Source organism: Shinella oryzae (assembly GCF_023038235.1).
GTDB classification, from domain to species: Bacteria; Pseudomonadota; Alphaproteobacteria; order Rhizobiales; family Rhizobiaceae; genus Shinella; species Shinella sumterensis.
In genome coordinates this window covers 1,471,970-1,490,347 of record NZ_CP081987.1, presented here as the reverse complement: position 1 = coordinate 1,490,347, position 18,378 = coordinate 1,471,970, and the positions used below count along the sequence as shown (strand labels likewise).

At 65.0% G+C, this 18,378-nt stretch carries 17 protein-coding genes; 10 read left to right on the top strand and 7 right to left on the bottom strand.

The window, feature by feature from the left end; translation table 11 throughout:
* Positions 1-124: 124 nt before the first annotated feature.
* On the top strand, positions 125-961 hold the full coding sequence (locus K6301_RS07435) for a lysophospholipid acyltransferase family protein (protein ID WP_247220250.1): 837 nt from the start codon (positions 125-127) through the stop codon (positions 959-961).
* Here the strand turns inward: K6301_RS07435 and K6301_RS07430 are convergent, their stop codons facing one another.
* Positions 962-1,957 (bottom strand): hypothetical protein, encoded by a 996-nt coding sequence (locus K6301_RS07430; protein ID WP_425475378.1) that lies wholly within the window; start codon positions 1,955-1,957, stop codon positions 962-964. It abuts the gene before it with no gap.
* 241 nt (positions 1,958-2,198) lie between these two features.
* Between K6301_RS07430 and K6301_RS07425 the strand changes: the two genes are divergently transcribed.
* Together K6301_RS07425 and K6301_RS07420 are read left to right on the top strand one after the other, a co-directional pair.
* On the top strand, positions 2,199-2,783 hold the full coding sequence (locus tag K6301_RS07425; protein ID WP_247220248.1) for a nitroreductase family protein: 585 nt from the start codon (positions 2,199-2,201) through the stop codon (positions 2,781-2,783).
* Positions 2,784-2,787: 4 nt separating this feature from the next.
* Positions 2,788-3,396, top strand: a complete 609-nt coding sequence (locus K6301_RS07420; RefSeq protein WP_247220531.1) for a flavin reductase family protein — start codon at positions 2,788-2,790, stop codon at positions 3,394-3,396.
* A gap of 30 nt (positions 3,397-3,426) precedes the next feature.
* On the opposite strand, the gene K6301_RS07415 is transcribed toward K6301_RS07420, so the two are convergent.
* Positions 3,427-3,996, bottom strand: a complete 570-nt coding sequence (locus K6301_RS07415; RefSeq protein ID WP_247220246.1) for a hypothetical protein — start codon at positions 3,994-3,996, stop codon at positions 3,427-3,429.
* 181 nt (positions 3,997-4,177) lie between these two features.
* On the opposite strand from K6301_RS07415, the gene K6301_RS07410 reads away from it, so the two are divergent.
* Positions 4,178-5,305, top strand: coding sequence for a DUF2336 domain-containing protein (locus K6301_RS07410; RefSeq protein ID WP_247220244.1), 1,128 nt, complete (start codon positions 4,178-4,180; stop codon positions 5,303-5,305).
* Between the two features lie 32 nt (positions 5,306-5,337).
* Here K6301_RS07410 and K6301_RS07405 read toward each other — a convergent pair whose 3' ends face one another.
* Positions 5,338-5,766, bottom strand: a complete 429-nt coding sequence (locus tag K6301_RS07405) for a hypothetical protein (protein ID WP_247220243.1) — start codon at positions 5,764-5,766, stop codon at positions 5,338-5,340.
* Positions 5,767-5,835: 69 nt separating this feature from the next.
* Positions 5,836-7,893, bottom strand: a complete 2,058-nt coding sequence (gene parE, locus K6301_RS07400; protein ID WP_247220241.1) for a DNA topoisomerase IV subunit B — start codon at positions 7,891-7,893, stop codon at positions 5,836-5,838.
* 207 nt (positions 7,894-8,100) lie between these two features.
* On the opposite strand from parE, the gene K6301_RS07395 reads away from it, so the two are divergent.
* The 4 genes from K6301_RS07395 to pyrG all read left to right on the top strand — a co-directional run bounded on the left by K6301_RS07395 (position 8,101) and on the right by pyrG (position 12,294).
* Entirely contained in the window at positions 8,101-8,985 is an 885-nt protein-coding gene (locus tag K6301_RS07395; RefSeq protein WP_247220240.1) for an alpha/beta hydrolase, read from the top strand.
* A gap of 96 nt (positions 8,986-9,081) precedes the next feature.
* Positions 9,082-9,852, top strand: coding sequence for a triose-phosphate isomerase (gene tpiA / locus K6301_RS07390; protein WP_247220238.1), 771 nt, complete (start codon positions 9,082-9,084; stop codon positions 9,850-9,852).
* A gap of 131 nt (positions 9,853-9,983) precedes the next feature.
* Positions 9,984-10,520: a preprotein translocase subunit SecG gene (gene secG / locus K6301_RS07385; RefSeq protein WP_247220237.1), complete on the top strand. Its 537-nt coding sequence runs from the start codon at positions 9,984-9,986 to the stop codon at positions 10,518-10,520.
* Positions 10,521-10,665: 145 nt separating this feature from the next.
* Positions 10,666-12,294: a CTP synthase gene (pyrG, locus tag K6301_RS07380; RefSeq protein WP_134652182.1), complete on the top strand. Its 1,629-nt coding sequence runs from the start codon at positions 10,666-10,668 to the stop codon at positions 12,292-12,294.
* A gap of 55 nt (positions 12,295-12,349) precedes the next feature.
* On the opposite strand, the gene K6301_RS07375 is transcribed toward pyrG, so the two are convergent.
* Both K6301_RS07375 and K6301_RS07370 read right to left on the bottom strand, forming a co-directional pair.
* The gene (locus K6301_RS07375) at positions 12,350-13,711 is read right to left on the bottom strand and encodes an MATE family efflux transporter (protein WP_247220235.1); all 1,362 of its coding nucleotides are present in this window, start codon (positions 13,709-13,711) and stop codon (positions 12,350-12,352) included.
* 217 nt (positions 13,712-13,928) lie between these two features.
* On the bottom strand, positions 13,929-15,152 hold the full coding sequence (locus tag K6301_RS07370) for an MFS transporter (RefSeq protein WP_247220233.1): 1,224 nt from the start codon (positions 15,150-15,152) through the stop codon (positions 13,929-13,931).
* Positions 15,153-15,267: 115 nt separating this feature from the next.
* On the opposite strand from K6301_RS07370, the gene K6301_RS07365 reads away from it, so the two are divergent.
* On the top strand, positions 15,268-15,861 hold the full coding sequence (locus tag K6301_RS07365; protein WP_247220231.1) for a TetR/AcrR family transcriptional regulator: 594 nt from the start codon (positions 15,268-15,270) through the stop codon (positions 15,859-15,861).
* A 6-nt stretch (positions 15,862-15,867) separates the two neighbouring features.
* Here K6301_RS07365 and K6301_RS07360 read toward each other — a convergent pair whose 3' ends face one another.
* Complete coding sequence (locus tag K6301_RS07360) at positions 15,868-17,019, bottom strand: ceramide glucosyltransferase (RefSeq protein ID WP_247220229.1); 1,152 nt, start codon at positions 17,017-17,019, stop codon at positions 15,868-15,870.
* A gap of 245 nt (positions 17,020-17,264) precedes the next feature.
* Here K6301_RS07360 and K6301_RS07355 point away from each other — a divergent pair, with 245 nt between their 5' ends.
* Positions 17,265-18,377 (top strand): acyltransferase family protein, encoded by a 1,113-nt coding sequence (locus K6301_RS07355; protein WP_247220227.1) that lies wholly within the window; start codon positions 17,265-17,267, stop codon positions 18,375-18,377.
* Position 18,378 lies beyond the last annotated feature (1 nt).

The window sequence follows — 18,378 nt, the reverse complement described above, 5'->3', positions numbered from 1 at the left end:
CCGTGCTAGTCGTGCGGGATCATTTTTTTGTACCCACCCTCGTCATCCTCGGGCCTGACCCGAGGATCCATCTTCGGCCGAGAGGCATGACGGAGGAGAGGTTAGGGATTATTGGGGAACGCCCGTGCGGTTCAAAGAACTGTCCTATGCCAACGAGAACGATCCGCGGCTCAAGCGGTGGTTCATCCGCTCCATGGAGGGGCTCGCCGGGCGGGACCGCTATGCGCGGCTCTACGATATCTGGCGCACCTCCATCGTGGGCACCAGCGCGCGCGTCTTCGGCGACATGCTCGATCTCATCGACGTGCGGCTCGCCGTGCGCGGCGCCTGGCCGCCGGCCGAACTGCCGGAGGGGCCGCTGGTCATCGTCGCCAACCATCCCTTCGGCATCGGCGACGGCATCGCGGTGCTGGCGCTCGCCGAACAGCTCGGCCGGCCCTTCCGCGTGATGATCCACAACGATCTGCTCAAGGTGCCGGAAATGCAGCCCTATGCGCTGCCGGTCTCTTTCGAGGAGACGAAGGCGGCGCTGGCGCTCAACATGGCGACGCGCGCCGAAGCGGTGCGGCTTCTGAAGGCCGGCACCACGGTGGTGGTGTTTCCGGCGGGCGGGGTGGCGACGGCGAAGAACGTGTTCGGCCGCGCGCAGGACCTGCCGTGGAAGATGTTTCCGGCCAAGCTGGTGCAGGCGGCCGGGGCGCATGTCATTCCGGTCTATTTCGAGGGGCAGAACGGGCGGCTCTTCCATCTCGCCAGTAAGGTCTCGCTCACGCTGAGGCTGTCGCTGCTGATCCGCGAATTCCGCAGGCTCTCGGGCTCGACCATCACGGCGCGCATCGGTGCGACGATCCCGTGGGCAGCGCTTGCGGCCAGTGACCGCAAGGGCATTATGGCGCGGCTGCACGATGCGGTCTTCGCCATGGCGCCGGCGCGCCGTTCCCTACGCAAGCGGGCGGGCTGATCAGTCGACGACGTCCTGGGCGGCCGCCTTCTGGTCGTTTGCCTTCTCGTCGAGCAGCACCTCGACATCCGTGTTGACGCCGGCCTGCACGTTGAAATCGCGCTGGTAGATGTGGTTCTTGTTGCGGGCGACGGCGATATAGCTGCCCTCCGCCAGAACGAGCGTCGGGAAGGCGCCGACGCTTTCGGAGACCGTGTCGCCCGAGGAGGTGAGGATCGACCAGGCGGTATCGGCGATCGCCTCGCCGCCCGGCTCGGCGACGAGCTTCAGCGTCAGCTTGGCGGCGCGGTGCTGGATCGTGGCGCGCGTCAGCTTGCCGGCCTCCACCTGGATATCGGCGCGGATGACGGCGTTGACCGTGCCGTAATCGGAGACGACGTGGTACGTCCCGGCATTGAGCCGCACGACGGAATTCGGCTTCACGTCGGCGACGACGAGGTTGCGCTCGCCATCCTCGCGGACTTCGGACGAATAGACGGAAAAGCTCAGCTCCTTCGGCGGAATGCGAACGTCCGAGCCGGAGACCGCGTTCAGCATGATGCCGCCTGCATCGAGCACCATCACCTGCTTGTCGACCTTGCCCTGATCGGGAACGACAAGCTTCTTGGTGGCGCCGGCGCGGCCGAAGGCGACGTTGACGAAATATTCGCCGGGCACGAGCTGGAAAGCCGCCGTGCCGCCCTCGGAGGTCGCGACCAGCGGCAGCTTGCCATCGGCCGCCGGGATGGGCGAGAAGACGCGCCAGGTCAGACCGCCGCGCATCGGCTGGCCGTCCTTGGTCAGCAGCGCCTCGCAGGTGATGTCACGCAGGTTGTTCGGCGTCGCTTCGCCCGTCACGATCGGGTTGAAGGAGGTGAGCTTGCCACCCTTCACCGCGGGCTTGCTGACCTGCGAAAAACTCTCGACCGTGTCCTGCGCGAAAACCGGCGCGAGGGGGGAGGCAAGGCTCGCCAGAGCAAGACTTACGACGGCGACAGGATGGAGAGGCATGCGCATGGACTGGTTGACTTCCTGACTGTAAGGCTCCACTTGAGGAGCCGGCACAGGGACTGTTGTAAATGCTTGATGACGGGCTGCAAATGGCGATTTCCGCGCTTCCGGTACGGGCGGACTTGCGTACGCTGCGCTCCGATGCTCGGCATCCCCTTCTTCGCCGGACCCTGACGCATTTCCAAACAGTCCCGAATGGCATTTTCAAGGCCGCTTTCGCGCGCCAAGGTATTGGAACTCTCTCCCGATGAAAACCGAAATCAAGCTGATCGACTACCTTTCGACCCGCCGGTCCATTCCCGCCTTCCAGATGGGCGAGCCCGGCCCCTCCAGAGAGGAGGTCGAGGCGATGCTGACGCTTGCTTCGCGCGTGCCCGATCACGGCAAGCTCGCGCCGTGGCGTTTCATCGTCTACCGGGGGGCCGAGCGCAAGCGCATCAGCGAAGCGCTGGCCAAGATCGCGATGGCGGACAAGCCCGATCTCTCCGAAGAAATGGTGAAGGTGGAGAACACGCGGCTGACCCGCGCGCCCGTCGTGGTCGCCGTCATCAGCCGTGCTGCGCCGCATTTCAAGGTCCCGGAATGGGAGCAGGTGATGTCGGCCGGTGCGGTCTGCCTCAACCTCTTGATGGCGGCGAATGCGCACGGCTATGCCTCCAACTGGCTGACCGAATGGTACGCCTTCGACACCCGCGCCTATCCGATCCTCGGCGTCAACCAAGGCGAGAAGGTCGCCGGTTTCATCCATATCGGCACGCCGACCGTGCCGCCGACGGAACGGCCGCGCCCCGTGCTTTCGGACATCGTGACATGGGTGGGCGACGATGCCTGACACCCTGTTCTACGAGACCGCGCAGAACGCGCACGGGCTGCGGCACGATCCCTTCAAGGCGATCGTCGCGCCGCGCCCGATCGGCTGGATCGGCACCAAGGCGGCGGACGGACGGCGGAACCTTTCGCCCTATTCGTTCTTCAATGCGGTGGCCGACCGGCCGAAGCTGGTGATGTTTTCCTCCAGCGGCCACAAGGACAGCGTGACGAATATCGAGGAGACGGGCGTCTTCACCTGCTCGCTCGCCGGCCAGCACCTCGCCAAGGAGATGAACGCGAGTTCGGTCGCCGTGCCGCGCGGAGTCGACGAGTTCGAGATCGCGGGGCTGACGCCGGTCGGCGGGCGCCTCGTCGATGCGCCCTATGTGGGCGAGGCCTATGCGGCGCTCGAATGCCGCACGACGCAGATCCTGCGGCCGCTTGATCTCGATGGGCGCGAGACGGACAACTGGATCGTGTTCGGCCAGGTGGTCGGCATCCATATCAGCCCGAACATCCTGCGCGACGGCATGATCGACATGGCGGTGGCGCGACCGCTCGGGCGCATGGGCTACATGGATTACACCGACGGCGGCACGGGCGTTTTCACCATGCTTCGCCCCAGGGCGGACTAACGTAGCGTTAGCCGCAGGACTGACGTTGCGTCATCTGCGGGGATAGGTCGCTTCGATGATGGCGGCCTGCGCGGCATCCATCGCGATTCGGCCGTAAAAGCCTTCATTGCGCGAGGTCTCGCAGTCGCGCTGAAAGCTGTTGCCGTCGAGATCGCGGGCGCAGTCGTAGGCGGGGATGCCGGCGGCGGCTGCGGCGAGCAGCACGGCTGAGCGCGCGGCCGCGAAGGCGACGGTCCAGGTACCGTCCTGCATGCGGGGCGCGGCGGTCGCGAGCGCGTTTTCCAGTGCCAAATGATCCCAGACCAGCGCGGCGAGCCGCGGGGACTTTCCGGTGAACCCCTCAGGTCCGGCGGGTGCGGGCAGGATTCCGTCCGTCAGCGCAAGGATGCGCGTTTCGCCGTCCACGCGGCCGGCCTGTGCCTCGGCGACCGAAAGCAGGGTGGCGAGGCGCTGGATGTCGGCGCCCTTGCGGCAGCCGGCAAGCCCGATCATCGGCGTTCCGGCGGCGACGATGACTTGGAGATCGTCCACGGTCGATTCGTTGTTCACGATGGGGAAGGCATGCCCGCTCGCCGCGGGGGCGGCCTCACGGCGACCCATCGGAGCGCGTCCGGCGGGGGGCATGAGGAAGGGGGCGCGGGGCAGCATCGTCATGCTTCTTCTTAAGAGGGCGGATGGCGATCTGGCAATGACCGGAGCGTTAACGGATATGGTGAACCAATCTTAAACACTTTGACGCTAGGTTGCTTTCACTAGAAGTCGCAGGCGTTTGGGGCGTCCATTGATCGTTCATGCATTCCTCCGTTGGATCGAGACCGCGCGGGCAGCCGACAGGGCGAAGGCGGCCAGCGTTCTGGCGCGGGCCTATGCGAAGGCGCGCATCGCGCCCGACGACCGTCGCGCCGCCGAGATGGCGATGATCTTCCTGCTCGACGATCCCGCGCCCAAGGTGCGGCTGGCCCTGGCCGAAGCGCTTGCCTCTTGCGCGGACGCGCCGCGCGCGGTCATTCTGCCGCTGGCCGAAGACCAGCCCGAGATCGCCGCCCATATCATCCTGTGTTCGTGCCTGCTGACGGATGCCGACCTGGTCGATCTTGCCGCCAAGGGCAGCGACGTGACGCGCATGCTGATTGCCAACCGCAGCTATGTCTCGCGGGCGGTGTCCGCTGCCCTTGCCGAGGTGGGGGATGTGGAGGACGTGCTGGCGCTGCTGGAAAACGAGGGCGCCATGCTGTCGCGCCGCAGCCTGGCGCGCATTGCCGAGCGGCTGGGCCATGACGCGGATATCCGCGCGCTGCTGCTCGACCGCGAGGACCTGCCGAGCGATGCCCGCCATGCGCTGGTGGAGAAGGTCGGAACGGCGCTGGCCGGCTTCGGCCTCATCCAGGCGGCGGTGGGCACGGGCCGGGTTGAGCGCATCACGCGTGAAGCCTGCGACGTCGCGACGATCGGCATGGTGGCGGACGTAGCCCCCACGGAAATGCCGGCGCTGGTCGAGCATCTTCGCGTGACGGGCCGCCTGACGCCGGTCTTCCTGATGCACGCGCTGTGCACCGGCCGCGCGGAATTCTTCGTCGCCGCCATCGCGAACCTTTCGGGGCAGGAGGAGCGGCGGGTTCGCTCCATCCTGTCGGACGGTCGCGAGGCGGCCGTGCGGGCGCTCTACGAAACCACCGGGCTCGGCGTCGATATCAGCGCGCTCTTTGCCGAGGCGACGATGCTGTGGCGGCGCGAGGCCAAGGGCGGGGACGGGCTGCACTCCGTTTCGGAAATGCTTCTGGCGCGCAGCCGCGCCATGGGCAACGCCGCCTGCCAGGCGATGCTCGAACTGGTCGAGCGCCTTGCCATTGCCGAACAGCGCCAGACGGCGCGCAGCTATGCGCTGATCGCCACGCGCGAGGCGGCGTGAAGGCAAACGCCTGGCCGTCCGTGGTTCTGTAATCAGTCGGCGAAGCGCTTGGCGACCCAGGAATAGCCGTCCTCGGCATAGCGGATCGGCGTGGTGACGGCAGCCTTCAGCGACTGGCGGTCCGGAATGGCTTTCTTCAGGAAACCCAGCGTGCGCGCCGCAAGGCCCTGACGGGCCTCGACCGTTTCTGCCGGCAATGGCAGCGGGGTCTCACCGGTCGTGTCGGCGGGCGCGGGATCGGGCGTCGGCGTGACCTCCGCCGTCATGCGGTCGCTGGCGGTTTCACAGACCGCCACGATAACGGGATAATTCTTGTCCTGATGGCGGTTGATATAGGTTTCCGCCTGCGCATCGCACAGCGCGACCGTCTGCCAGGAGCGGTCGACCGTGTCGATATAGTGGCACTGGGTCGCGCTGTCGTCGCAGCCCATGAGCGTCATGACGATGAGCGCAGCTTTCATGGCCGATTCTCCGGGATCGATGCCGCCGGTTAGAGGCCGGCAATGGCGCGAAAGTAAGGCATTTCTTCCTCAGATATCGAGGTTGTCGGCAAAGACCGCGCGCTCCTGGATGAAGCGGAAACGCGCCTCCGGCTTCGTGCCCATCAGGTCGTCCACGGCGGTGCGGGTGCCCTCGAAATCGACGTCGTCGATGGCAACCTTGAGAAGCGTGCGCTTCTTCGGATCCATCGTCGTTTCCTTGAGCTGCGCCGGCAGCATTTCGCCCAGACCCTTGAAGCGGCCGATCTCGACCTTGCCGCGCCCGTTGAATTCGGTGCGCATCAGCTCCTCGCGGTGCGCATCGTCGCGGGCATAGAGCGTCTTGCCGCCCTGGGTGAGGCGGTAGAGCGGCGGGACGGCGAGATAGAGGTGACCGCCACGGATCAGGTCCGGCATCTCCTGATAGAAGAAGGTGATGAGCAGCGAGGCGATATGCGCGCCGTCGACATCGGCATCGGTCATGACGATGACGCGGTCGTAGCGCAAGTCCTCGTCGCGGTATTTCGAGCGCGTGCCGCAGCCGAGCGCCTGCACCAGATCGGAAATCTGCTGGTTGGCGCCGAGCTTTTCGCGGCCGGCGCTGGCGACGTTGAGGATTTTTCCACGCAGCGGCAGGATGGCCTGGTTGGCGCGGTTTCGCGCCTGCTTGGCCGAGCCGCCGGCCGAATCGCCCTCGACGATGAAGAGCTCCGCGCCCTCGGCGGAATTCTGCGAGCAGTCGGCGAGCTTGCCCGGCAGGCGCAGCTTGCGCACGGCCGTCTTGCGCGAGACTTCCTTTTCCTTGCGGCGGCGCATGCGCTCTTCGGCGCGCTCGATGACCCAGTCGAGCAGCTTGGCGGCTTCGGCGGGGTTGTCGGCGAGGTAGTGGTCGAAGGGGTCGCGCAACGCGTTTTCCACGATGCGCTGCGCCTCGACGGTCGCGAGCTTGTCCTTGGTCTGGCCGACGAATTCCGGCTCGCGGATGAAGACGGAGAGCATGCCGACCGCCGAGATCATCACGTCGTCGGTGGTGATGTCCCTGGCGCGCTTGTTCTGGGTCAGCTCGGCATAGTTCTTCAGGCCCTTGGTGAGCGCGATGCGCAGGCCCGCCTCGTGCGTGCCGCCGTCGGCCGTCGGGATGGTGTTGCAATAGGAGTGGATGAGCGAATCGCCGCCATACCAGGTGACGGCCCATTCCAGCGAGCCGTGGCCGCCCGACTTCTCGCTCTTGCCGGCGAAGATTTCGCGCGTGACGGTGTAGTCCTTGCCGAGTGTGGCCTGCAGATAGTCCTTCAGGCCGCCGGGGAAGTGGAACACTGCCTTTTCGGGCGTCTCGGATCCCTCGGGCAGGAGGGCCGGATCGCAGCTCCAGCGGATTTCGACGCCGCCGAAGAGATAGGCCTTGGAGCGCGCCATGCGGAAGACGCGGCCGGGATCGAAGCGGGCATGCGCGCCGAAAATCTCCGGATCCGGATGGAAGCGGACCTTCGTGCCGCGGCGGTTGTGCACGTCGCCGAGCTCTTCCAGCCCGCCGACGGGTTTGCCGCGCGAAAAGCGCTGGCGATAGAGCTTCTTGTTGCGGGCGACCTCGACCTCGAGATGATCCGACAGCGCGTTGACGACCGACACGCCGACGCCGTGCAGGCCGCCCGATGTCTCATAGGCCTTGCCGTCGAACTTGCCGCCGGCATGCAGCACGGTGAGGATGACTTCGAGCGTCGACTTGCCCGGCATCTGCGGGTGGTTCTCGACCGGAATGCCGCGGCCGTTGTCGGTAACGGTCAGGAAGCCTTCGGCATCGAGATTGACCTCGATGAAGTTGGCGTGTCCCGCGACGGCCTCGTCCATCGAGTTGTCGATGACTTCGGCGAAGAGGTGGTGCAGCGCCTTTTCGTCCGTGCCGCCGATATACATGCCGGGACGCATGCGCACGGGCTCCAGCCCTTCCAGCACGCGGATCGCCGAGGCGTCGTAATCGCCGCCGGCAGCCGGAGGCGCCGGAACCGGCGCGGCGGCGGCGCGCGGCACGGGCTTTTCCTCCCGCGCCACGGGTTCGGGGGCGGGCTGGGATTGCAGGCTGGCGAAAAGGTCGTTGCTGTCGTCTTGCATGGGCCGTTCAGAGTTTGTTCCGTCTGCCGCTTTCAGCCGTCGCTCCCTGCGGAGCGCGGCGTGGCGGAATGAGGTGGGCGGCGAATCACTTGCGACTCTGCCAGATTCTGCGGGTTTTCGCGAACGCCGGCTGCACCGCCGCGCCACGAGGATTGCTTTGCATCCGGACGAATGGCAAGTATCGCCACCCCAAGGGAGTGCGTGTTCATGGCTCAGTCCACAGTTGATTGCCTTCGCCGGTTCGTTCTGGCCGCCGTTTTCACCGGCCTGGCCGCCCATCAGGCGTCGGCACTCACGCTCAAGCCGTGGAAGGACGAGCTGTTCGCCTACGGCACCGTGGTCGAGACGGCCGACGACGGGGCGCTGCGCGTTGTCGATTACGAGGAGATGCGCGACATCAACGGGCGCGACCAGGTGCCGGAGCGGCGCGTGAAATCCACCTATGTCTCGACGGCGGTGAAGAAGGCGACGCAGGCGCTGACGGTAGACACGCCGGCCGGCAAGCTCGACGTCGCCATGACCGGCAAGGGCGAGGGCGCGGCCTTCACCGTGATCTTCATCCACGGCCGCGGCGGCGACCGGCGCCTCGGCAACAACGACTGGACCTTCGGCGGCAACTTCAACCGCCTGAAGAACCTCGCGGCGCAGAACGGCGGCGTCTATTACGCGCCGAGCGTGCCGTCGTTCGACGATGCGGGTGCTGCGCGCATTTCCGGCCTGATCCTGCGGGCCAAGGCGCTTTCGCCCGATGCGCCCGTCATCCTCGCCTGCGCGTCGATGGGCAGTTTCATCTGTGCGCGTGTGGTGCGCGACGCCACGGCGGTGAAAAGCCTGTCCGGCATGGTGCTGATGGGCGGGGCGGCGGATGGCGACTATGCCAGGACGCCGGCCTTCAAGGCCAAGCTGCCGGTCTATTTCACCCATGGCGACAGCGACAAGGTCTATGCGGCCAACGACCAGATCGCGGTGTTCCGCAAGCTGCGCAAGGCCGGCATTCCCACCCGCTTCGTGCTGTTCCAGACCGGCGGCCACGGCACGCCCGTGCGCATGACCGACTGGCGCGAGACGCTGAATTTCCTGCTGGCGCGCTGAAGCGGGATAGGGGGCGAAGGCTCGCCATGCCTTTCCTTGGCCGCGCCGATTTGCTACGCCCCATGCGACCCGAGAATTCAAGGACAGGGAGGCCTCATGACACCGGATGTAACACCGCTCGTCGCCGGGAACTGGAAGATGAACGGCACGCGCGCATCGCTCGACCAGATCAAGGCGATGGCCGAAGGCGTGAAGGGGCCGCTTTCCGAAAAGGTGGAGACGCTGATCTGCCCGCCGGCGACCCTTCTTTACGTGGCGACGGCGCTTTGCGACGACAGCCCGCTCCTGATCGGCGCGCAGGACTGCCATGACAAGGCCTCCGGCGCGCATACCGGCGACATTTCCGCCGAGATGATCGCCGACTGCTTCGGCACCCATGTGATCGTCGGCCATTCCGAGCGCCGCACCGACCACAAGGAAAGCGATGCGCTGGTGCGCACCAAGGCGGAAATCGCCCATGAAAACGACCTCGTCGCCATCGTCTGCATCGGCGAGACGGGCGAGGAGCGCAAGGCGGGCAAGACGCTGGACGTGCTGAAAAGCCAGCTGGCAGCCTCGGTGCCGGATGGCGCGACGGCGCAGAACACCGTCATCGCCTACGAGCCGGTCTGGGCGATCGGCACGGGGCTGACACCGACGGCCAAGGACGTGGAAGAGGCGCATGCCTTCATGCGTGCGGAACTTTCGGCGCGCTTTGGAGGTGAGGGCGCCAAGATGCGCATTCTCTACGGCGGTTCCGTCAAGCCGGGCAATGCGAAGGAATTGATGGGCGTCGCCAATGTCGACGGCGCGCTGATCGGCGGAGCGAGCTTGAAATCGGACGATTTCCTCGCCATCTACCGCGCCTATGAAGCGCTGACGGCGTAAGCCCTTTTGCAGCCTCTTCCGTCTGCCTGCAAAAGGGCAGGCGGATTGATCGCTGGGGCTTGGAATGGCGCACGGCTTGGTATATTGAGCCGCAAACCTGAAATTTGGCCGCTTGGCCGGGATAGCTAAACATGCAGACCATCTTGCTCGTCATTTATCTCATGGTCGTCGTCGCGCTGATCGGCGTCGTGCTGATCCAGCGCTCGGAAGGCGGCGGCCTCGGCATTGGCGGCGGCTCCGGCTTCATGTCGGCGCGCGGCACGGCCAATGCCCTGACGCGCACCACGGCGATCCTTGCCACGCTGTTCTTCGTGCTGGCGCTCGGCATGGGCATCTATGCCCGCTACGAGACGCGCCCGACCGACATTCTCGACCGTATTCCCGGCACGACCGGCACCGGCGGCGTTCTCGACGCGCTCGGCGGCGGCCAGAGCCAGCAGAACGGCGGTACCCAGCAGAACCAGGGCACTCAAAACCAGGGCACGCAGGGCCAGGGGACCGAGGGCCAGGACACCGGCAACACCACCAACCAGACGCCCGCGGCGACCGGCACCGACGCCGTTCCGACCGAGGGCGGCAACGCCGATACCGGTGCGGGCCAGACGCCCGCCACGACGGGTGGCGCAGCGGAGACCGGCGGCAACACCGGCGTCCCGAGCGGCCAGTAAGCCGAAGCAAACAAAAACAAACCGGCCGGTTGGCAAAACCAACCGGCCTTCTTCTGTGTAAAACGCCGATTGCGACTTCCGAAATCACGCCCAAGGTGATTTTTCGGTGGCGGAATCGATTTTGAAAAGGTATCCGGTGACTCCCATGGCGCGATATGTATTCATCACAGGCGGCGTGGTTTCTTCCCTTGGAAAAGGCATCGCCGCAGCAGCACTGGGAGCCCTCCTTCAGGCCCGCGGTTACCGCGTTCGCCTTCGCAAGCTGGACCCTTATCTCAACGTCGATCCGGGCACCATGAGCCCGACGCAGCACGGCGAGGTCTTCGTCACCGACGATGGCGCGGAGACCGACCTCGACCTTGGCCACTACGAGCGCTTCACCGGCCGCTCGGCCACCAAGACCGACAACATCACCACCGGTCGCATTTACAAGAACATCATCGACAAGGAACGCCGCGGCGACTATCTCGGCGCGACCGTGCAGGTCATTCCGCACGTCACCAACGAGATCAAGAACTTCGTCACCGAAGGCAACGACGATTACGACTTCGTGCTGTGCGAGATCGGCGGCACGGTGGGCGATATCGAGGCGATGCCCTTCATGGAGGCGATCCGCCAGCTCGGCAACGACCTGCCGCGCGGCACGGCCGTCTATGTCCACCTGACGCTGATGCCCTATATCCCGGCCGCCGGCGAGTTGAAGACAAAGCCGACGCAGCATTCCGTCAAGGAACTGCAGGCCATGGGCATCCACCCTGATATCCTCTTGGTGCGCGCCGACCGCGAAATCCCGGAAGCCGAGCGCCGCAAGCTCTCGCTGTTCTGCAATGTGCGTCCGACCGCCGTCATCCAGGCGCTCGACGTGGCCTCGATCTACGACGTGCCGCTCGCCTATCACAAGGAAGGTCTCGACGACGAGGTTCTGGCCGCTTTCGGCATCGAGCCGGCGCCGAAGCCGCGCCTGGAAGCCTGGCAGACCGTTTCCGACCGCATCAGCACGCCGGAAGGCGAGGTGACGATCGCCATCGTCGGCAAGTATACCGGCCTCAAGGATGCCTATAAGTCGCTGATCGAGGCGCTCTATCACGGCGGCATCGCCAACCACATCAAGGTCAAGCTCGAATGGATCGAGTCGGAGGTCTTCGAGAAGGAGGATCCGGCGCCCTATCTGGAGAAGGTGCACGGCATTCTCGTGCCCGGCGGTTTCGGCGAGCGCGGCTCCGAGGGCAAGATCAATGCGGCGCGTTTTGCCCGCGAGCGCAAGGTGCCGTATTTCGGCATCTGCTTCGGCATGCAGATGGCCGTCGTGGAGGCCGCGCGCAACCTCGCCGGCATCGAGAAGGCGTCCTCGACCGAATTCGGCAAGACGGCCGAGCCGGTCGTCGGCCTGATGACGGAATGGGTGAAGGGCAACGAGCTGGAGAAGCGTTCCGCGTCTGGCGATCTCGGCGGCACGATGCGGCTTGGCGCCTATCGCGCGTCGCTGAAGGGCGGCACGAAGATTGCCGATATCTACGGCTCCACCGACATTTCCGAACGTCACCGTCACCGTTACGAGGTGAATGTCGATTACAAGGACAAGCTGGAGAGCTGCGGCCTCGTCTTCTCCGGCATGTCGCCGGATGGCGTGCTGCCGGAAACGGTGGAATACCCCGATCATCCGTGGTTCATCGGCGTTCAGTACCACCCGGAGCTGAAGAGCCGCCCGCTCGATCCGCATCCGCTGTTTGCCAGCTTCATCGAAGCGGCCCTGGAACAGAGCCGCCTCGTCTGAGTGTCGCAATGCAGTTTTGAAAACCGTCCGGCGCGCCAAGCACCGGGCGGTTTTTCTATGGGCTGACGGCGCGGCGTTTCACCTGCCGTAACGTGATGGCCGTAAGGGCAAGCAGCAGCGCATCCGCCGCCGGCGTGGCGAACCAGATGCCTTTTTCCCCGAGCAGCGTGGTCAGGGCCAGCACCAGCGGCATGGTGAAGAGATAGGGCTTTGCGAGGCTCAACAGGGCCGCGCGTCTGGCATCGCCGATTGCCTGAAAGGAACCGGCAATGACCATGAGCGGGCCGGAGAGGACATAGAGCGCGGCCATGATCGGCATGATGTGCGTGACGGCGGCGATGACGGACGCATCCGCGACGAACAGGCTGGCGATCCGGCCGGGCACGGTGACGAGCAGGATTTCGATGCCGAGGCAATAGAGGAAAACGGCGGCGAGGCCGAGGCGCAGTACCTTGGTGGCGCGCTGCGTGAGGCCGGCACCATGGTTGTTGCCCAGGATCGTCTGCACGGCCTGGCTCATGCCGAGCAGCGGCAGATAGGCGAAGGTGAGGATGCGCGTGACGATACCGTAGGCGGTGACCAGCGTTTCGTATGCGCTTCCGGCAGAGATTTGCAGGGCGGCTATGACCGCGGCGGAGACGAGGGCGAGGCCGATGAAGCCGAGGCTTTGCGGCGCGCCGAGCGCCAGGATGTCTCGTATCGAACTGGACAGGCGGGACGGTTTGCCCATGATGTCCGCAAGGCGCAGGCTGGTTTTCCCGACAGTCCTGAATACCGCCAGAAATCCGAGCGCCAAAAGTTGCGCCGAGACGGTCCCGAGCGCGGAGCCGGTGACGCCGAGATCGAACCCCGCGATCAGGATATAGTTGAAGGCAAGGTTGGCGAGCGAGATGAAGAGGCTCGCCAGCGCCATCAGCCCGACACGCCCCTCGCAGCGGAGAGCATCGACATTGACCGCCAGCAGCAGTTGGAGCGGTGAGAAGAACACGACGATCGCGATGTAGCGATAGGCCAGCGTTTCGAGCAGCGGCGCGCCATTGGCGATGACGGCGATGAGGGCGGGGCCAACGGCGAGAAACGCCAGGATGAAGGCCGCGCCGATGGCCAGCGCCAGCCCGTGGGCGGCGGCGAAGGTATTGCGGGCTGCCGGCAGGTCGCCTGCGCCGAGGCGGCGCGCGAGCAGGCTCGCCATGCCGCTGCCGACGAGGGTGGCGAGCGCCACCAGCAGCATGAAGATGGGAAAGACCGCCGTGACGGCGGCGACGGCCTCCGGCCCGGCATAGAGGCCGAGCATCACGGCATCCATGACGGTCAAAAGCCCGTTCATGCTCATGACAAAGACGATGGGCGCTGCTGTTCTGGCGAAAAGCGCGCCGAGCGGCGCGGTCAGAAATGGATTGGAAAGGTCTTGCGACATCCCGCTCTCCTCATGTGCATTTCGATGAGAGGGAGGGGCTCGCATTGCCTGCCGCACGAAATGCTTCGAGGGTCGGGGTCGTCCAAGATCAGATTTCACCGGGACTTTCGTCTGCGAGCGGCAGGTATCTGAAACCTGATGTGCTTGTTAGTGGTGTGGCGCGATGGCGTCAAGTCGTGGGCGTGAAGGCCCGGCGCGATGGCCGGGCCTTGCTGCCTTATTCGGCGGCTTGCGGCGCCGGGCAGACGCCGTCGTCGCAGTCTTCGCCGGCCAGTGTGCGCTGACCGAGCGCGACCGTCAGCACGGCGCCCAAGCAGGCGGCGACGGACACCCAGAAGCCGTTCTGCGGGCCGAACGTATCCACAGCCCAGCCGGCCACGAAGGCGCCCAGCGCCATGCCGATGCCGATACCCGTCGTGACCCATGTGACGCCTTCCGTCAGCATCGCGGCCGGCACGCGGCGTTCCACCAGTCCGAAGGCGGTGATGAAGGTCGGCGAAATCGCGACGCCGCTGATGAAGAGGGCGATCGCCAGGAGCGGCACCGTGCCGGCAAAGGGCAGCGGCAGGGCGGTGAGGCCGAGCACCGTCACGGCGATCATCATCTGCTTTTGCAACGGCGTGGTCGGGTTGATTGCGCCAAGCAGGAGGCCGACGACGAAGGAGCCGACGCCGTAGACGCCGATGACGAGACTTGCCGCGTTGGGCTGCCCGAGATCCTTGGTGATGGCGACTGCACTGACCTCGGCCGTGGCAAAGGTGGCGCCGACGAAGACGAGCGCGAGCGTGATGATCTGCACCGCGCGCAGGCGGATGGCCGATTTTCGCGGGCTGCCGCTGCCGGCCGTGCGGATCGCGGGCTCCGTCGCGCGTTGCAGGACGAAGGCGAGGGTGCCGAGCGCGAGGCATAGGGTGCTGACCAGCATGCCGGCTTCGGGGAAGAGCGCGACGGCGAGACCGACCGACAGCGACGCGCCGGCGATATAGACGAGCTCATCGGCCGCCGATTCGAAGGCGAAGGCGGTGTTCATCTCCGGCCGGTCGCGGAAAAGTCCGGTCCAACGGGCGCGCAGCATGGCCGGCATGCTGGGCATGGTGGCGGCGAAGAAGGCCGAGGCGAAGAGCGTCCAGACCGGCCAGGCCCGATTGGTGGCCGCAATCAGCGTCAGAAAGGCGATGACGGAGATGGCCGTTGCGGGCGTGAGCACCGCAGATTGGCCGTAGCGATCGACAAGCCGGGACACCTGCGGTGCGATCAGCGCATTGGTGAGCGCGAAGGTGGCGGAAACAGCACCCGCGAGCCAATATTCGCCATGCGCCTGCGACAGCATGGCGACGATGCCGATGGGCGCCATGGCAATGGGCAGACGCGCGAAAAAGCCGGCGGTGGAAAAACCTATCGTGCCGGGCACGCTGAAAATCTCTTTGTAGGGATTGGCCATGGCCTGCTCCTGCCTATCGATGAATGAATGCCTACATACGTGGCGTATGTGAATTGGTAATTGCATACGCCACGTATGTCAAATAAAATACGCGACGTATGTAAAAGGGGATGCCATGCGCAAGCCGCGCGAAGAAATGATCGCCGAAACCAGGGCAAAGCTCATCGCCGCCGGCCGCCATGCCTTCGGAACCGTCGGTTATGCGGGCGCGTCCATGGATGACTTCACGGCGGCGGCGGGGCTGACGCGCGGTGCGCTCTACCACCATTTCGGCGACAAGACGGGGCTGCTCCAGGCCGTCATCCAGCAGATCGATGCGGAGATGACAATGCGGCTCAACCGCATTTCCGCCGCCGCGCCGAACCGCTGGCAAGGCTTTGTCGACGAGTGCGTCGCCTATATCGAAATGGCGCTGGAGCCGGAGATACAGCGCATCATGTTCCGTGACGGTCCGGCCGTGTTGGGCGACGTCTCGCAGTGGCCGACGAATAACGGCTGCATCGCCGCGCTCAGCCGAAGCATCGAGCGTCTGAAGGCGGACGGCCTGATGGTGGACATCGATACGGAGGCGGCGGCCCGGCTGATCAATGGTGCAAGCAGCCATGCCGCGCTATGGATCGCCAATTCGCAGACGCCCGAGGCGACGTCGCGGCAGGCCGTCGACGCGTTCAGGACGTTGCTGGACGGACTGCGCGCCCGTAGGGCGTGATCCGGTTCAGGGGCCTGCCGGCGCTTCCTCCAGCTCGCAGGCGGTGGTGCCGATGGTCATGGTGTTGCCGCGCCAGTCGATGGTGCCGCCAAGCCAGGCGCGCAGCCAGATGGCCGGCAGCATGACGTCGCGCACGATCATGGCCGGCACCGACCAGCGCGACAGGCGCCAGCCCTTCGCGAAGGCGAGCGCGAGTTCCGGCAGGTAGATGCCCGCGAGCACCAGCAGCACGGCCGAGGGCAGGGTGCCGTAGCCCAGCGCCACGGCGATCAGGGCAAGCGACAGCGGCGGCAACAGGCCGAGCAGGATTTCCGGCGTGAAGAAGCCTGGAAAGGTGACGCGGCGCAGGCGCGACCAGCGGCACTGGCGCGACCAGATGTCGTGGCCAGTACGGCGGCCGAGCGGTTGCTCGAACGGCGACGACACGAGATGCACCTTGAGGCCGAGGCGGTTGACCAGCTTGGTGGAGGCGGCGTCCTCGGCGATCTCGGCATTGAGGGCGTGGATGCCGCCATTGGCATCCAGCATCGGCTTGTACCAGAGCATGCTCTTGCCCTGCGCGAAACCGAGGCCGAGCGCTTCGCCGGCATATTGCCAGCGGGCCTGCTGGGTGTTGAGGAAGGTGCACTCCACCTCCGCCCAGAAGCCATCCGGCCGCGAGCCGAGCGGTGTCGAGCAGACAAGGCCCGAATCGCTGCGCCAGCCGCCCATCAGGTGCTGCACGTAATCCTCCGGCATCAGCACGTTGGAATCGGCAAGCACGACCCAGTCGTGCCGCGCCGCCTGCCAGCCCTTCACGCAATTGTTGAGCTTGGGATTGGCGCTGATGCGGTCGTCGCCGACGAGGATGCGCGACGCCACGGACGGGTGTTCGGCCGCCGTCCTCTCGATTTCCGCGATGACCGGGTCGTTGCCGTGGGCGACGCAGAACAGGAGTTCGTAATTCGGCCAGCTCAGGCGGAAGGCGCGCGACAGTGTCTCGGCCGTGAAATTCTCGATGCCGCGAACGGGGATGACGATGGAGACGGGCGGTTTCTTGCGCAGGTCCGGCGGCGGAAAGCCCGTTGCCTTGAGCCGCTTGCCGGCGATGAGAATGCTGGCGAGGTTGGTCGCAACGAGGGCGCCCGAGGCAAGGGCGAAGGCCTGAGCCATGTCCATTCACGCAAACTCCTGTGGGCGCCGCATCGGCTGGCGGCTGCCGGGTTCAGTCACGCGCGAAGAAACATCACTGTCACATGACACGGGAATGACGGTGGCGTGCGGCAAGCCTCCATCCCGCTGCAATTCCGGCCCGTGCGCCGATGCCATCACGCTATAATATGGTGTTTCCCGCAGATGGTGCACCTATGCGGGTAGTTGCAAATGTGGTTGACTGTGGTGCCGATGGGAATGGGGTGCGCTGCATGCGATCTGAAAAATACGTGATCGGGCTGGATTTGGTCCGATTCTTTGCAGCGTCGGCGGTCCTGGTTTTTCATCTGGTTTATATGATCGGCGTGCCTGGTGGGGATTCTTACAAGATTTCCGGCGGTGTCGTTGCCTATCCGGAAGTCGGCGGCATCCCGGGCTACGGCTGGATCGGGGTGCAGATTTTCTTCGTCCTGTCCGGCTTCGTCATCTTGTTGAGCGCGGAGAAGGCCACCAGCAGGCGGTTTCTGCAAGGCCGCGTCCTACGACTCGTGCCGGCGGCCTGGATTTGCGCGACGATATCCCTGTTTTTTCTCCTGGCCGCTGACATCGGTTCCGCGAACGAGAATATTATAAAGTGGGCAAAGAGCGTCTTATTTTCTCCGGCCGGAGACTATATTGACCGTGTCTACTGGACCTTGGGAGTCGAGATCGCGTTCTACGCAATTGTCCTCCTCTTCATCTCTGCGGGCAAAATGGCCTTGTTGCCGCCATTCATGCTGATTGTTGCCTTGGTAAGCGCAGTCTTCAATTTTGGAAGCGTGGTGTTCGGATTTCTTCCCGCACCGGATCGGCTCTCGGAGCTCTCCATGCTGCGGTACGGTGTGTTTTTCGCTATCGGCGTCGGTCTTTATCGATGGTGGCGACTGGGATTGGACAGGCTCGCCTATGCGTTGATCACCACCGGCATCTTGGGCTCTATCGCCCAGATTGCCTGGACTATGAGATACTACGACGGGACGCTCGTTCCTGATCGGTTGTTCTGGCTGGTGGTCTTCTGGCTTGGAACAGTGGCATTGATGATCGCAAGCGTGCTGTACAACAAGGCACTTGCTTCCCGGTTTGGAAAACATGCCCACGTCATTCGCACCCTTGGATTGATTACCTATCCTCTCTACCTCATTCACCAGACCGTCGGCGGTATTCTGATCGCATTGTTCTTCGATATGGGTTTGGGGCGATATCCAGCCCTCCTGATCGCTGTTTCCGTCGTTCTGGTTCTTGCGTGGTCGATCGTCAGGTTCGAGGCTGCGATCAGGGCGGCGATGGAGCCGCCTGTCGCAAGGGTGCTGGCTCGGCTGCCGTTTCCCGGCGAAGCAAAAAGCTAAG

Bases quoted from the DNA above. Each gene is read 5' to 3' on its own strand.
- K6301_RS07430 (WP_425475378.1), bottom strand. From the start codon at position 1,957: ATGCGCATGCCTCTCCATCCTGTCGCCGTCGTAAGTCTTGCTCTGGCG.
- K6301_RS07425 (WP_247220248.1), top strand. From the start codon at position 2,199: ATGAAAACCGAAATCAAGCTGATCGACTACCTTTCGACCCGCCGGTCC.
- K6301_RS07415 (WP_247220246.1), bottom strand. From the start codon at position 3,996: ATGGGTCGCCGTGAGGCCGCCCCCGCGGCGAGCGGGCATGCCTTCCCC.
- K6301_RS07405 (WP_247220243.1), bottom strand. From the start codon at position 5,766: ATGAAAGCTGCGCTCATCGTCATGACGCTCATGGGCTGCGACGACAGC.
- parE (WP_247220241.1), bottom strand. From the start codon at position 7,893: ATGCAAGACGACAGCAACGACCTTTTCGCCAGCCTGCAATCCCAGCCC.
- K6301_RS07395 (WP_247220240.1), top strand. From the start codon at position 8,101: ATGGCTCAGTCCACAGTTGATTGCCTTCGCCGGTTCGTTCTGGCCGCC.
- tpiA (WP_247220238.1), top strand. From the start codon at position 9,082: ATGACACCGGATGTAACACCGCTCGTCGCCGGGAACTGGAAGATGAAC.
- secG (WP_247220237.1), top strand. From the start codon at position 9,984: ATGCAGACCATCTTGCTCGTCATTTATCTCATGGTCGTCGTCGCGCTG.
- pyrG (WP_134652182.1), top strand. From the start codon at position 10,666: ATGGCGCGATATGTATTCATCACAGGCGGCGTGGTTTCTTCCCTTGGA.
- K6301_RS07375 (WP_247220235.1), bottom strand. From the start codon at position 13,711: ATGTCGCAAGACCTTTCCAATCCATTTCTGACCGCGCCGCTCGGCGCG.
- K6301_RS07370 (WP_247220233.1), bottom strand. From the start codon at position 15,152: ATGGCCAATCCCTACAAAGAGATTTTCAGCGTGCCCGGCACGATAGGT.
- K6301_RS07365 (WP_247220231.1), top strand. From the start codon at position 15,268: ATGCGCAAGCCGCGCGAAGAAATGATCGCCGAAACCAGGGCAAAGCTC.
- K6301_RS07360 (WP_247220229.1), bottom strand. From the start codon at position 17,019: ATGGACATGGCTCAGGCCTTCGCCCTTGCCTCGGGCGCCCTCGTTGCG.
- K6301_RS07355 (WP_247220227.1), top strand. From the start codon at position 17,265: ATGCGATCTGAAAAATACGTGATCGGGCTGGATTTGGTCCGATTCTTT.